The organism is Kaistella sp. 97-N-M2 (genome assembly GCF_021513235.1).
GTDB lineage: Bacteria > Bacteroidota > Bacteroidia > Flavobacteriales > Weeksellaceae > Kaistella.
This window is the reverse complement of the sequence record NZ_CP090976.1, coordinates 1,394,446-1,408,904: the sequence shown is the minus strand read 5'-3', so window position 1 is coordinate 1,408,904 and position 14,459 is coordinate 1,394,446. Positions and strand designations below refer to the sequence as shown.

The following is a 14,459-nucleotide window of genomic DNA, read 5'->3' as shown; positions in this document are numbered from 1 at the left end:
TAAATCAGAAACTTTTACGGAAAAATATTTCGATATTAAAGCGAACATTAACAGAAAATTAAGGAGGAAGGTGGAGTTTTGTTTTAGAAACCATTAAAAGCAGGGTTTTGCGAAATAATTTCCTCCCAAAAAAAACAAAAAAGATCCGGAAGATTTACATCTTCCGGATCATCAAAATTGGTTATAAATTCTATTTCTTTTTCGCCACCCCTTTTTTCGCAGCTGCCTTTTTTACGGGTGTTTTTTTAGCAGCAGCTTTTTTCGTCGGCGCTTTTTTCGGCTTTTCTTTAAATGCATTTTTATCCTGCGCGGTAATCCACTTTTTCACTTCTTCCAACGAAACATCTGCCAGCTCTTCCGCGGTAAATTTTTCGTCTTTCCCGTTTTTTGGAATTTTAAAAATATTTTTTCCAAATTTTACGATGGGACCCCAACGTGCATTTTCGATGGAAATCTTTTCGCTTTCCCATTGCTGAATGTAGCGGTTAGCTTCTTTTTCCAGCTTCGCTTCAATTAACTCGTTGATGTCGTTTTGAGAGAGATTATCGAAATCATATCGTTTCGGCACATTAATAAAAATAGACTGATACTTTATGAAAGGACCAAATCTTCCCCTGCCTTTTGTTACCGGCTCGCCTTTATACGTCGCTATTGGCGCGTCTGCAATTTTCTTTTCGTTGATGATCTCTTCGGCTCTTTCCTGCGTGATGGAAAGCGGATCTTCCCCTCTTGGTATGCTGATGAAGGTTTCGCCCCATTTCACATACGGTCCAAATCTCCCAACACCGATGGTTACACTTTGTCCTTCGACCTCTTTCAGATCGAACGGAATTTTAAACAGTTCCAAAGCTTCCTCTAAAGTTAAGGTTGCGATGTTTTGAGAGGCCATTAAGCTTGCAAAAACGGGTTTTTCTTCATCGTCCTGCTCTCCGATCTGCACCATAGGACCAAACCTTCCGATCCTCGCCATTACATTTTTACCAGTTTTTGGATCTACGCCTAAAATTCTTTCCCCGTTTGCGCGGTCGGCATTTTCTTCAACATCTTCGATCTTTGGGTGGAAATCTTTATAAAACCCTTGCAAAACGTCTTTCCATTTTTCGCCGCCGTTGGCAATATTATCGAAATCGGCTTCTACTTTCGCCGTAAAACCATAATCCAGAATTTCTGCAAAGTTCTGCGTGAGGAAATCATTCACCACTTCGCCGATGTCGGTTGGAACAAATTTATTTTTATCGCCGCCAAATTTTTCTACCAAAACCTCTTTTTTAAGGCCACTTTTACCGAGCGTCATTTTCATGAATTCTCTTTCCTGCGGAATAATTTCTTTCTTATCCACATACTCCCGGTTTTGAATCGTTTGAATAGTTGGCGCATACGTTGACGGCCGGCCGATACCTAATTCTTCAAGTTTTTTTACCAAACCGGCTTCTGTATATCTTGCAGAAGGACGCGTAAATTTCTGCGTCGCTTCAATTTTTTTATAGTCCAAAGCTTCGCCTACCGCAACTTTCGGTAAAAGTTTTTCGTTGTTTTCTTCGTCCTCATCTTCTGCTTTAATAATTCCATAAGCTTTTAAGAAACCATCAAAAACAATTACTTCGCCCTGCGCTTCAAAATGCTGCGGAAGTTTTTGATTACCAATTTCGATAACTGTTTTCTCAATTTTAGCATTCGCCATTTGCGAGGCCAGGGTTCTTTTATAAATAAGTTGATAGAGTTTGTTCAACTGCGCGTCGCCGACGTTTTTCAAAGAAAAATCGGTAGGGCGGATCGCTTCGTGAGCTTCCTGCGCGGAGGCAGATTTTGTGGTATAATTTCGTGGCTTGGAATATTCTTCGCCAAATTCAGAAATAATCTGAGCTTTCGCGCCGTTAATCGCTTCCTGTGAAAGATTCACGGAGTCGGTTCGCATATAGGTAATGAAACCTTCTTCATATAATCTTTGCGCCACGCGCATCGTTCCGGTTACGCCATAACCCAAACGGTTACTGGCTTCCTGCTGTAAAGTTGAGGTGGTAAACGGCGCAGAAGCGGTGCGCGTTCCGGGCTTTGTTTCTACATTCAGGACTTTAAAGTCGGTGTCTTTGGAAAGATTTAAAAAATCTTCTGCGTCTTTTTCTTGTACAAAATCCTTTTTCAGTTTTGCCGAAATCTCCTGTTCGTTACTATTTAAGAAAACACCTTCAATTTTATAAGATGACTTTGGACTAAAACCTCTAATTTCCAATTCTCTTTCTACCACTAATCGAACGGCAACGGATTGAACCCGGCCGGCGGAAAGGCCGGTTTTAACTTTTTTCCAAAGCACGGGCGACATTTCGAAACCGACCACTCGGTCTAAAATTCTTCGCGCCTGTTGGGCATCGACCAGATTCTGATCAATTTTCCTTGGATTTTCGATGGCTTTTAAAATGGCATTCTTTGTAATTTCGTGGAAGACGATACGTTTTGTATTGTCGTCGTTCAGTTTTAATTCCTGCGCCAAATGCCAGGCAATCGCTTCACCCTCGCGATCCTCATCCGAAGCCAGCCAAATCATATCGGCCTTTTTCACGGCGGCTTTCAGTTCGGTAACGAGTTTCTTTTTATCGGCAGAAACTTCGTAGTCCGGCGTGAAGGTCTGCAAGTCGATCCCCATTCCTTTTTTTGGCAAATCCCGGATATGACCGAAACTGGATTTCACCTCGAAATCCTTTCCCAAATACTTCTGAATAGTTTTTGCTTTTGCAGGTGATTCTACGATCACTAAATTTTTTGACATCCTCGAAATTTTTGCAAAAGTAGAAGTTTTTTTTTAATACTGCGCTTTTCGCATTATTTTACTCCTTAATATAATACCGAATTTTAAGATTTTAAACTCTTATCTTTGGAATAAAGAAGAAACGATTTGGAAAATTTCATTCAAAACACCGTTCAAAGTCAAAAAGTGTTCTACCGTTATTTCCGGAAAAAAGGATTTAAAAGATTTTTAAAAGAAAACATTCTGGAGACCGACGGAAGCAACGAAGTAAAGGCAAAATCGATCGCTTTGGGCGTTTTTGTCGGCCTAACGCCCCTCTGGGGCTTCCACACGGTAATCATTATTTTTTTAGCTTCTTTTTTTAAACTCAACAAAGCATTGTCTTATATGAGTACGCAAGTGAGTTTTCCGGCTTTCATTCCGTTTATTATTTTTCTCTCCATGCTTTTGGGAGCTCCGTTTGCGGGCGGCGTAACGAATTTCGAAAATCAGACTTTAGATACCAGTCTTGTTAAAAATAATCTTATTCAATACGTAATTGGCAGTTTAATTTTGGCAATTGTTTCGTCCCTTGTTTTGGGCCTTGTTTCATATTTTATCTTTCAGCAGGCTCATTCAAAAGCGAAAGAAGAAAAATAGATTGCTTTATTGCGAACATAATAGAATAAAGTTCTTATAAATACTATATTTTTGTAGATAAATAAACACATTTCTGATGTTTGCGTCATTTCGTACCATTATTGAGCGGGACACGTACGACAGTATTTTGTACGCTGTGAGCGGCGGCTTAATCACATTGTCGGCTTATCACCTGGCGATGTTTTTTCAGAACCGCGACAAATCTTACCTGCTCTACAGTTCCTATACTTTTTTCTCGCTTTTAGCTTATCTGCCCATGGTGGAAACGGGATTTCTGAAGGATGTAAACGATTTTTTCGGATTCGATGCGGCCTCAAAAAAATTCTTCACCATTGTTTATAACTGCATTTATTTTTTCTTCTTCACCCAGTTTTTAAGCGTAAAAAACACGAACAAAACTTGGTATCGTGTAATCACCATGCCGGTTCTGGTAATGCTGATCGCGGCGATTTTTAGTTTTCTGCTCCTGCGCGTCAGCAATATTGAATTCTTTTTTTCCGGGTTTAATAAAGTTTTCATTTTTGCAATCGCTATACAAACCATCATCTCCTTTTATATTTTGATGAGGCTGAAGAGCAAACTGAAATATTATATTTTGGTTGGCGGCGTCGTTCTGTTTATCTGTTCTGTTATCGGCGAAAGATTTGTTCGGGAGTTGCCCTGGATTAACATCAGCCGAAAAATGGGCGATTTTATCTTTTTCATGGGATTTTTTGTGGAAAACTTAGCGTTTTCTTTTGCGCTGGGCCATTGGCAACGAAACAATTTTCTCGAAAAATCTTCCTTCCATCAAAACTTTATTGCGGAGATGAAGAAAAATGATGTATTAAAAGACAGCATGAATTTGGAAAACCAGAAACGCCTCCGCATCGAAAATGAGAAAATGAGATACCTGCAGGAAATCTCCGACCTAAAACTTTCCGTCCTCCAAAGTCAAATGAATCCGCATTTTATTTTTAATGCTTTAAACTCCATCAAATTTTATATTCTGCAAAACGAACCGGAAATCGCAGCCGGATATTTAACCAAATTTTCAAAAATCATCCGGACCATTCTCGTTGCAACCTCCACGAAAGAATTCACCTTAGAACAGGAACTGCACACACTTCAGGTTTATATGGATATTGAAAATCTGCGTTTTAATAATTCAATTGCATTTACAATCAACGTTGCGCCCGAAATAGATTCCCAAAAGATTAAACTGCCGCCCATGGTTTTACAGCCCTTTATCGAAAATGCCATTCTGCACGGCGTTTCCTCTGTGGAAGACAAAAAAATTAAGCTCGAGATATTTCTCAACTCGCACGGGGTCGAAATTCAAATCATTGATAACGGAATCGGTAGAAGCAAAGCCGGCAACGCAAAACCCAAAAACAAAAGCCGACCCTCAATGGGTACCAATATCGCCAATGGAATGCTAAAAAATTATTTCGGTGCTGATGCTTATCTCATTACTTACCACGACCTGTACGAAGACGACAAACCGCTTGGCACCATGGTGGTTTTGCAAATTCCTGTACCCGAAAAATCCCTGCGCTGAACGCGTAAAAATTCCACTAAAATTCCTTATATTCGCAAACTTAATAAAAAAGGATAATTCTTTTTGAACTGACTGACAATGAAGAAGTTTAACGAATATAAAAATCTCGATTTAACCGCGGTTGCCGAGAATATAACGCAATTCTGGGCTCAGAATGAAACTTTTAAAAAATCTGTAGAAATACGCGAAGGAAAACCCGAATATGTTTTTTACGAAGGTCCGCCTTCGGCAAACGGAATGCCCGGCATTCACCACGTTATGGCGAGAGCTTTGAAAGATATTTTTTGCCGCTACCAAACGCAGCAGGGAAAGCAGGTTTTCCGCAAAGCAGGTTGGGACACGCACGGATTACCAATTGAATTAGGCGTAGAAAAAGAACTCGGCATTACAAAAGAAGATATTGGGAAGAAAATTTCTGTCGAAGATTATAATCAGGCTTGCCGTAACGCCGTGATGCGCTACACCGACGTCTGGAATGACCTGACGGAGAAAATCGGTTATTGGGTTGATCTTGAAGATCCGTACGTTACGTACGAACCAAAATACATGGAAACTGTTTGGTGGCTTTTAAAGCAACTCTACACAAAAAATTTGCTCTACAAAGGCTACACCATTCAGCCTTATTCGCCCGCTGCAGGCACGGGTTTGTCTTCCCACGAGCTCAATCAGCCGGGAACGTACCGTGATGTTTCGGACACGACGGTTGTTGCGCAATTTAAACTGAAAAAAGCGCCTGAAAATGCAGGCAAAATATGGCAAGAACTATCAGCAATTGCTTATCCTGAAGCCAAAATTGACAGTGCGGAAATCTCAGAAAACACTTGCGGCGGCGCACTTCATTGGGCAGAATTCGACGCTGAGCAACCTCAAAACAACGTTTATTTTCTTGCCTGGACGACAACGCCCTGGACTTTACCTTCGAACACGGCTTTAGCGGTGGGCAGAGATATCGAATATGTTTTGGTGAAAACCTTCAACCAATACACCTTCGAGCCCATTTACATCGTTTTGGCGAGAGTTCTTTTGGAGAAAAATTTCGGTAAAAAATATTTTGCCGCAACGGATGAGGATTTCGTAAACTACAAAGCCGACGATAAAAATATTCCGTATCAAATTGTAAAAGAATTTACGGGCGCAGATTTAGCGGGGACCGAATACGAACAGTTAATTCCGTGGTTTTCACCAGCAGAAAATGCAGACAAAGCTTTCCGCGTTATCATTGGCGATTTTGTTACCACAGAAGACGGAACCGGAATCGTTCACATTGCGCCGACGTTTGGTGCCGATGATGCTCGCGTAGGTAAGGAAAACGGAATTCCGCCAATGTTGATCAAAGATGAAAACGAAAATCTTGTTCCGTTGGTTGATTTGCAGGGGAAATTTTTGGAAGGTGCAAACGTCCCGGAAATTTTCGCCGGAAAATACATCAAAAACGAATATTACGACGAAGGAACTGCTCCCGAAAAATCCTGGGACGTCGAACTGGCGATTCTTTTAAAGACAGAAAACAAAGCCTTCAAAGTAGAAAAATACGTCCATAGTTATCCGCACTGTTGGCGAACCGACAAACCGGTTTTATATTATCCGCTGGATTCCTGGTTTGTAAAAATGACCGCAGTGAAAAACCGCTTGGTAGAACTGAATGAAAACATCAACTGGAAACCAAAATCTACGGGTGAAGGACGCTTTGCAAACTGGCTGGAAAACGTGAACGACTGGAATCTTTCGCGCTCCAGATATTGGGGAATTCCGTTGCCGATCTGGCGTACGGAAGATTTGAAAGAAGAAATCATCATCGGTTCCGTAGAAGAACTGATGAACGAAATTCAGAAATCGATGGCGGCAGGTTTCATGACAAAAAATCCTTTCGATGGTTTTGAAAGTGGAAATATGTCCGAAGAAAATTATGCAAAAATCGATTTGCACAAAAATATTGTAGACGAAATAATCCTCGTTTCAGCCGCCGGAAAACCGATGACCAGAGAAACCGATCTGATCGATGTTTGGTTCGATTCCGGCTCCATGCCGTATGCGCAGCTGCATTATCCGTTTGAAAACAAGGAAATGATCGACGGGAGAAAAGCCTTTCCCGCAGATTTTATTGCGGAAGGAGTCGACCAAACGCGCGGCTGGTTTTATACGCTTCATGCAATCGGAACGGCAGTTTTCGATTCGGTGGCGTACAAAAACGTTATGTCGAACGGTTTGGTTTTGGATAAAAACGGCCAGAAAATGTCCAAACGGTTGGGTAATGCGGTAGATCCGTTTACAACTTTAGATAAATACGGTCCCGATGCGACGCGCTGGTACATGATCTCCAACGCCAATCCGTGGGAAAATTTAAAGTTTGACTTGGAAGGAATTGATGAAGTACGCAGAAAATTCTTCGGAACTTTATACAATACCTACTCGTTTTTTGCTTTGTATGCGAATGTTGACGGTTTTAACTATTCCGAAAAAGACATCGAAAACCGGCCGGAAATCGACCGTTGGGTTTTATCCGAACTGAATTTACTGGTGAAAGACGTAACCGAGTTTTATAACGATTACGAACCCACGAAAGTGGCACGAGCCATCAATAATTTCGTGAACGATAATTTAAGCAATTGGTACGTAAGGCTTTGCCGAAGAAGATTTTGGAAAGGAGATTATTCTGATGATAAAATTTCTGCCTATCAAACTTTATATACGTGTCTGGAAACGATCGCGAAAATTTCTGCGCCAATTGCGCCTTTTTTCATGGATCAACTTTATCAGGATCTGAACAAAATTACAGGCAAAAATTCCGCGGAATCCATTCACTTAACGGATTTCCCGGTGGCAGACGAAAATCTGATTGATGAGGATCTTGTAGAAAAAACACATTTGGCGCAACAGATTACCTCGATGGTGTTTTCTTTAAGAAAAAAGAAAATATCCGCGTGCGTCAACCGCTTCAAAAGGTAATGATTCCGGTGATGGACGCGAAAACAAAAACGCAGATCTTAGCGGTTTCAGATTTGATTAAGCAGGAAGTTAATGTAAAGGAACTTCAGCTCATCAATGCGGACGAAGCTTCGCACCTCATTGTAAAACAGATCAAACCGAATTTCAAAACTTTAGGTTCCCGACTTGGAAAAGATATGAAAACCGTAGGCGGCGCCATTGCCAACTTGAGCGCGGACCAGATTTCGACCTTAGAAAAGGACGGAAAAATGGAGATTCAGGGTTACGAAATTTCTTTGGATGATGTTGATATTTTCACAAAAGATATTCCCGGCTGGACCGTAGCAAACGAAGGTAAAATGACGGTTGCGCTGGATTTGACTTTAACTGAAGAACTAAAAGCGGAAGGAATTGCAAGAGAGTTTATCAACAGAATTCAAAATTTAAGAAAAGACAGCGGTTTCGACTTAACTGACAGAATTTCAATTGAATTGGAGGCCAATTCGCCCTTTGAAACGGAATTACTCAACAATAGCACATATATTTCAGAAGAAGTGTTGTCAGATAAAATAGAAATTGTAAATTCACTTTCAAATTTTGAGGAAATCGAAATTGATGAGAAAAAATTTAACGTAAACATTAAAAAAATGGCAATTATTGGGAAAGAGATCAAATAAAAAATCCCTTTAATTTTCAAATTAACTAAGAAACAACTATGGACGAAGGAAGACAAAGATACAGCGACAGCGATCTGGTAGAGTTCAAAGAATTAATCCAGGCAAAAATAGAAAAAGCAGAACGGGATTTGATGCTCATCCGGGAAAGCTTCATCAACGACCAAAACAATGGTACCGACGATACGTCGCCTACTTTCAAAGCGTTTGAAGAAGGCGCTGAGACACTGAGCAAAGAACAGAATGCTATTTTGGCCGGACGCCAGGAAAAATTTGTGCGCGATCTGAAAAACGCGCTGGTCCGCATTCAAAACAAAACCTACGGCATCTGCAGGGTAACGGGCAAACTCATCGGGAAAGACCGTTTACGGGCGGTGCCACACGCCACCCTGAGCATTGAAGCAAAAAATATGCAGCGGTAAAAGGATCCCGCTGAACAGAATGATGTACAAAGTATCGTGTGTTTCTAACTGTAGAATGCATTGTACTTTGTACTTTTTACATTAACAAAAATTCAACATGACGTTTGTTTACGTTTTACTTGCCGTGGCGGTGATTTTTATTTACTTTTTTCGGAAAGACATCAAAGAAAAAATTATTCCCAACAAAGAAAAAAATTATACGATAGACGACCGATTCAATTCGGACAGGAAAGACCGGGAAAAAGAGATCGACCGCCTCCTGAGTAAAATGGGAGAAAACGGGGTAAAAGATCTCTCCCGCGAAGACCAAAAACGCCTCGACGAACTTTCTAAAAAATAATATAAAAATGGAATCACTTATAGTTCATCCCAAAAATCAAATGGAACTTAACGCGTTAAAAGACGTGATGAAAGACATGGGAATCCGGTACGAAAAATTTCACACCAGAAACACGAAAACGCAACCTTTTTTAACCAAAAACACCGTTAAAAAGGACAAACCTGCGAGAAATTTTAAAGACAAACCAAAGACGGATCTGTAATGAAGAAAATAGCATTAATTACCTTCATCATTCTTTTGATCGATCAGATTTCTAAATTTTATATTAAAACCCACTTTAATTTAGGCGAAAGCATTTCGGTTTTTCCGGGTTTCAAGCTGACTTTTGTCGAAAATCCGGGAATGGCTTATGGCTTTCACTTCGGCGGATTGCTCGGAAAATATTTCCTCGTAATTGTCCGTGTATTTTTAATTGGCGGAATGGTGTACCTTTTCAGCAAATGGCTGAAAGAAGGGGCGAGTAACTATTTACTTATTCCGATGTCGATGATTTTTGCCGGCGCGATCGGTAATTTGATCGACGGCATGTTCTATGGAATGCTTTTCGACAGCGGAACCGTGTACGACGAAAGCATCGGAAGATGGATCGAGTACGGCGGAATCTCGAAGGTAGTTTCCCTCGGAAGTGGTTATTCTACCTTTATGAAGGGCTGCGTGGTCGATATGCTGCATTTTCCGTTGGTCGATTGGTATGTTCCGGAAAGCTGGCCTTTGCTCGGCGGGAAACATATTGAATTTTTCAAATATATTTTCAATGTCGCGGATGCTGCCATAACGGTGGGTGCGGCGCTTTTATTGATCTTCCGAAAAAAAGCTTTTCCGCACGGTCTGGATTTTTAAATTAAGAATTTCCATTAAGTCATTCTGTGACTTTTACCTATTAAAATATCCGTCAAAAAAAATTGACGGATATTCTTTTGGTTTGAATTAAACAACGCTTATTTCTTCCGCATTTTAATGCTTTCAGCGGAAGTTGCAGTTTTCATTTTCACCACGTAAGTGCCTTTAGTTAAGGTTGAAACATTCAGTCCGTCTTTAGAGATTTTCGCAGTCGAAAGAACTTTTTGCCCCGCCATATTGTAGATTTCCACTCCTGTAATTTTCTCGGCGTTTGTAATCTGCAAAACATTTCCCACCGGATTTGGGTAGATTTTAGTTTTGCTTATGGCCACATCTTTTGTCGCTAATACTGCGGACAGATCGATCACAAAACCTTGGTAATCATTGTCAATTCTACCGATTCCTACAATATATTTTCCGTTCGGCGAAATAGCCATCGGCAGGGCAAACGTCATTCCCAGATCATCTAATCCCAGACTCGTAACGTATTCGTTAAGATTAATCCTCCCCTTTTCCTGGTTCCAGATGAAACCTTCGCCGCTCAGTGCACCGGTGCCCCACTCCCGAAAAAATCCGATTACAGTCTTTCCATCATCGGAGATGGCGCTGGCACCTCCTTCGTACATGGGATTGTCATGAATAAATTCTGTATAGCCAGTGGTTTCATTCCAAATATAAGGACGCTCAAGATTAGTTCCAACCATGGTTTTACCATCTGGTGTCATATTCGCAACCTCACCCACCAAATCTCCATTATTATCTTTAATATACGTTTGTACACCATCTTTCCAGTAGACCCCGAAACGGTCGCCATAATCATCATCCTGCCAACCGGCAACGATTGTTCCGTCATCCGAAATTGCATTTGCCCGCGAACTGCTGCCGGAAACTGTGCTTCCGATAGTAACAAAGCCTGTAGTCTGTGACCACTTTACGGCATTACCCAAATAACTTTCCAAAAGTCCTAATCCAACCACGGTGGATCCATCGCTTGTCATTCCCCAGGCAGAACTTTCGGATCCGGCAGATATTGTTCCCAAATAAGTCCAGGTTTGAGTAGTGGTATCGTATCGCGCCATTTCGTCTACGCCCGTATTGGGATTAGTCATGGTTCCGGACACATACCGCCCGTCCGATGAAACGTTTGTCATTCCCGACGCCTGCCCGCTTTGAATTTCGCCCAAACTTATTGTGCCGCTATTTACCGTCCACAAAACGTGAGAACCACCCAAACTTCCTACTGCTACGCCATTATTCGATACGTCTTTCATAAATACCAAACTTCCGGTGTCATAAACCTGTGCCTGGCTCAAGCCCAATCCTAAGAAAAAGAGCGCTGCCGTGTAAAAATTTTTCATACTAAATAAATTTGTTTTTAAGTTGAGTTAAAACTAAACTAAAATGCCGCTCTGTTTCCGCGAAGCAGTTGCAGAATTCATGAATTTCCCAAATACTGAATCTTTAACAAACTCATTTAAAGCTATTTAAAAAAACTGCCGTTATTAATTTTAGTCCGTTGAAACTGGTTATTTAATGAATTTTTACTTATAAAAAGTATTTTCTGTTACTGATTTATCACTAAATTCGGCGCTGAAATAATTTAATTCGTTTTAAAAATGAGTAGTTTTGTTTGATGTACAATTTCCCGAAAATATTCTTCATCTTTTTCGCCAGTATGACATTTGTATCGGCCCAAAGCCGCCCGGATTTCGACCTGCGTGTGGAGAACAGCTTTGCGAAACTCTACGAAAATCCGGACGTGGCCATTCACGCTGCGAAAGAAATCAGAAATGAGAATCATCCACTTGTCGTAAAGGATATTTTGGCAAAGGCTTATCTACTGAAAGGTGATTATGTAGAATCTGTGCGCACCGCTTTCGAAAATTTGGATCTGCCGCATTCGGATGAGCATCTCCTCAGAAATTTGATGATCGCACGGGAATTTTACCACCTGAATCTTTACGAGCAGACCTCGAAAATTATTACGCCGCTTCTTTCCGAAAAAAAGATGTCTAAAATTGCCGGGAATAACGACGATCTCTACGCACAACTCTTTCAATTGCAGGCGAAAAATTACATCGCGCTGAAACAACTGAACCTAGCCGAAAAAAGTCTTTCAAAAAGTTCCAACCTTGCTACGAAGGCCGGAAATTCCGCCGATTTAATTTTAAAGGAAAATGATCTGCTTACGGTCGCCATCCTTTCGGAAAAAGGCCACAGGAAAGAAGCCAAAAAAGCAGCAGACAAGCTTTTAAACAGTTTGGAAAATTTACCGCGTGCGGTTTATCTCCGTTCCGCGACGGAACAGTTTCGTGGCAGATTATTTTTTGAAGAACAGCAGTACGAAAAAGCCATTCAGTGTTTAAAGCGCGCGCTGGCACCTCTGGAAAACACCGCTTACGAACCTTTAAAAAATGGAATTTACGCCGACCTGACGAAAAATTATCTGGTTATCAAAAAAGACCATGAATACGATTTTTACAAGAATAAACTCGACGAAAGTTCTAAACTACTCACCGAAAATAAAAAAGAAGCACGTCGCGAACTCATTCAGCTGAACACCGAATTTACTGCAGAAAATACCAAATTAACTGCACAGAAAAAGAAAATGCAATTCTTCTATCTAGCGGGCACCGCACTACCTTTTTTGTGCGCCGCTGGATTTCTGTATGCAAGAGAAGTGCAGAAAGCCACGGTATTGGCGCGGCAGATTAAATTTTTTCGCTCCATCAACATTCCGCAAACGGTAAGACGGCCTGAAATCAAGGAAAAAGATGCATCGAAAAAAGCCTTGCTTATTCCGAAGGAAACCGAAAAAGAAATTTTGGATAAACTGGAGCAGTTCGAAGAATCTAAAAATTATCTGGATAACAATATGTCGTTGGCGAATTTATCTGCGCAGTTAGGCACTAATACGAAGTATCTGTCGGAAATCATTAATAAATATAAAGATAAAAACTTCAACACCTACATTAACGAACTGCGTGTTAAACACGTTATCCAGCTTCTCGCCACGGACCGCAGCTATCTGCAGTACAAAATAAGTTACATTGCGGAGATCGGAGGTTTCACCAGTCACAGCGCGTTTACGAACGTTTTTAAAACAATCACCGGCATGTCTCCGCAGGAATATATGCAGACTTTAAGAAATTCCTAAACGATGAAAGTATTAAGATTGTCCTTTCTGATTTTTGTTTTTTGGTCTGTTGCCTTTGCAGCGCAAAAAGACAAGGATTCCCTCATCAACCGGGCAAAAGTAATTATTTATGAACGGCCCGACGAAACCATTTCGATCGCGCTGAAGTTACTGAAAGAGGAAAACAAGGTGGATCAGGTGGCGCATCTTTACATGCTGATTTCCAACGCCTATATCGCCAAAAGAAATAACGACAGCTCTCTTTTCTACATTCTGAAGGCGACGAGCCTCATCAACAAAGAAGCGTTGCCCACCACCAAAATAAAAATCCTGAACTCCGTCGCAGTGCAGTACCAACAAATGGAACTGTATGATAAAGCGCTGGAAACACTGGACCAATCCTTGGTGTTGACCGAAAAACTAGCTCCTATGGACAAAGACCGCATTTTCAATGCCGGTTTTAATTATGCGGTGCGCGGCATGATTTACAGAAATCAGTCGAACCCCGATCTGGCCCTGGAAAAGTTTAAAATGGCGGCGGCTAATTTTGAAAAATTGAAGCTGGACAAAAATTCTGCGGCCAATTTGAGCATCATTTATTACAATATCGGCTATTGCTATATCGATTTGTTGCAGCTCCGGAAGTCTTCTGAATATTTTAATAAATCAGAAAAATTTGCGAAAATCGGAAAGGCAAACAGTTTGGAAGCGTATGCGCTGAAAGGTCTGGGAGAAACCTTATTTCTCACCCAAAATTATACGGAATCGCTTCAGAAGCTTTACAAAGCGGAAGAAATGGCTTTGCCCGTGGGAGATCTGGTTTTGAACGAAGGACTTTACCAACTTTTAGCCAACAACAATTTGGCGCTTAATGATTTTGAAAAATTTCAGGCCTATAACGGTAAATATCTCGCTGTTAAAAAAAATCTGGAGCAGAACGAATTAAAATCGCTGAACCGCTATTTGAATACCCAACAACTTGAAGAGCAGCAAAAAATCAGCGCGGTTACAAAACGATTTGAACTTTACGAAGGACTGATGGGAATTTTAACGCTGCTTTTCGGCGGTTTTTTAGGAAAGGGCTTTTATGATATCCGAAAACGAAATCGCCGCCAACGAAAACTTATCGAAACCCTTACCAGCGCGAAAAAAGTTCTTTAAAGGCAGAACAGAAGGTTGGCAAAGCGCCATTTCTTTTGT

At 41.0% G+C, this 14,459-nt stretch carries 12 protein-coding genes; 10 read left to right on the top strand and 2 right to left on the bottom strand.

The genetic code is table 11. The annotated features are described in order from the left end of the window. Positions 1-190 precede the first annotated feature (190 nt). Positions 191-2,764 carry a type I DNA topoisomerase gene (gene topA, locus L0B70_RS06750; RefSeq protein WP_235143514.1) on the bottom strand — a complete coding sequence of 858 codons (2,574 nt, stop codon included), beginning with the start codon at positions 2,762-2,764 and terminating at the stop codon, positions 191-193. A gap of 126 nt (positions 2,765-2,890) precedes the next feature. Between topA and L0B70_RS06745 the strand changes: the two genes are divergently transcribed. From L0B70_RS06745 to L0B70_RS06710, 8 genes are all read left to right on the top strand, one after another. Further along, the gene (locus L0B70_RS06745) at positions 2,891-3,382 is read left to right on the top strand and encodes a DUF2062 domain-containing protein (RefSeq protein ID WP_235143513.1); all 492 of its coding nucleotides are present in this window, start codon (positions 2,891-2,893) and stop codon (positions 3,380-3,382) included. Between the two features lie 76 nt (positions 3,383-3,458). Then, positions 3,459-4,922, top strand: coding sequence for a sensor histidine kinase (locus tag L0B70_RS06740; protein ID WP_235143512.1), 1,464 nt, complete (start codon positions 3,459-3,461; stop codon positions 4,920-4,922). Between the two features lie 78 nt (positions 4,923-5,000). Continuing rightward, on the top strand, positions 5,001-7,868 hold the full coding sequence (ileS, locus tag L0B70_RS06735) for an isoleucine--tRNA ligase (protein WP_235143511.1): 2,868 nt from the start codon (positions 5,001-5,003) through the stop codon (positions 7,866-7,868). After that, complete coding sequence (locus L0B70_RS06730; protein WP_235143510.1) at positions 7,844-8,524, top strand: DUF5915 domain-containing protein; 681 nt, start codon at positions 7,844-7,846, stop codon at positions 8,522-8,524. Before ileS ends, L0B70_RS06730 begins: the two co-directional genes overlap by 25 nt. A gap of 38 nt (positions 8,525-8,562) precedes the next feature. Continuing rightward, the gene (locus L0B70_RS06725) at positions 8,563-8,943 is read left to right on the top strand and encodes a TraR/DksA C4-type zinc finger protein (protein ID WP_235143509.1); all 381 of its coding nucleotides are present in this window, start codon (positions 8,563-8,565) and stop codon (positions 8,941-8,943) included. Between the two features lie 97 nt (positions 8,944-9,040). After that, positions 9,041-9,283 (top strand): DUF6576 domain-containing protein, encoded by a 243-nt coding sequence (locus tag L0B70_RS06720; protein ID WP_235143508.1) that lies wholly within the window; start codon positions 9,041-9,043, stop codon positions 9,281-9,283. 7 nt (positions 9,284-9,290) lie between these two features. Continuing rightward, a complete protein-coding gene (locus tag L0B70_RS06715; protein WP_235143507.1) occupies positions 9,291-9,485 on the top strand; it encodes a DUF2683 family protein in 195 nt (64 codons plus the stop codon). Further along, positions 9,485-10,123: a lipoprotein signal peptidase gene (locus L0B70_RS06710; RefSeq protein WP_235143506.1), complete on the top strand. Its 639-nt coding sequence runs from the start codon at positions 9,485-9,487 to the stop codon at positions 10,121-10,123. The genes L0B70_RS06715 and L0B70_RS06710 overlap by 1 nt, the downstream gene beginning before the upstream one ends. A gap of 98 nt (positions 10,124-10,221) precedes the next feature. On the opposite strand, the gene L0B70_RS06705 is transcribed toward L0B70_RS06710, so the two are convergent. Continuing rightward, positions 10,222-11,481 carry a T9SS type A sorting domain-containing protein gene (locus tag L0B70_RS06705; RefSeq protein ID WP_235143505.1) on the bottom strand — a complete coding sequence of 420 codons (1,260 nt, stop codon included), beginning with the start codon at positions 11,479-11,481 and terminating at the stop codon, positions 10,222-10,224. 317 nt (positions 11,482-11,798) lie between these two features. Between L0B70_RS06705 and L0B70_RS06700 the strand changes: the two genes are divergently transcribed. Both L0B70_RS06700 and L0B70_RS06695 read left to right on the top strand, forming a co-directional pair. Beyond that, the gene (locus tag L0B70_RS06700) at positions 11,799-13,280 is read left to right on the top strand and encodes an AraC family transcriptional regulator (protein ID WP_235143504.1); all 1,482 of its coding nucleotides are present in this window, start codon (positions 11,799-11,801) and stop codon (positions 13,278-13,280) included. A gap of 3 nt (positions 13,281-13,283) precedes the next feature. Then, positions 13,284-14,420, top strand: a complete 1,137-nt coding sequence (locus tag L0B70_RS06695; protein WP_235143503.1) for a tetratricopeptide repeat protein — start codon at positions 13,284-13,286, stop codon at positions 14,418-14,420. The last annotated feature ends 39 nt before the right edge of the window (positions 14,421-14,459 follow it).

Coding starts and splice junctions, on each gene's coding strand:
- L0B70_RS06695 (WP_235143503.1), top strand. CDS start 13,284: ATGAAAGTATTAAGATTGTCCTTTCTGATTTTTGTTTTTTGGTCTGTT.
- ileS (WP_235143511.1), top strand. CDS start 5,001: ATGAAGAAGTTTAACGAATATAAAAATCTCGATTTAACCGCGGTTGCC.
- L0B70_RS06720 (WP_235143508.1), top strand. CDS start 9,041: ATGACGTTTGTTTACGTTTTACTTGCCGTGGCGGTGATTTTTATTTAC.
- L0B70_RS06740 (WP_235143512.1), top strand. CDS start 3,459: ATGTTTGCGTCATTTCGTACCATTATTGAGCGGGACACGTACGACAGT.
- L0B70_RS06705 (WP_235143505.1), bottom strand. CDS start 11,481: ATGAAAAATTTTTACACGGCAGCGCTCTTTTTCTTAGGATTGGGCTTG.
- topA (WP_235143514.1), bottom strand. CDS start 2,764: ATGTCAAAAAATTTAGTGATCGTAGAATCACCTGCAAAAGCAAAAACT.
- L0B70_RS06700 (WP_235143504.1), top strand. CDS start 11,799: ATGACATTTGTATCGGCCCAAAGCCGCCCGGATTTCGACCTGCGTGTG.
- L0B70_RS06715 (WP_235143507.1), top strand. CDS start 9,291: ATGGAATCACTTATAGTTCATCCCAAAAATCAAATGGAACTTAACGCG.
- L0B70_RS06710 (WP_235143506.1), top strand. CDS start 9,485: ATGAAGAAAATAGCATTAATTACCTTCATCATTCTTTTGATCGATCAG.
- L0B70_RS06725 (WP_235143509.1), top strand. CDS start 8,563: ATGGACGAAGGAAGACAAAGATACAGCGACAGCGATCTGGTAGAGTTC.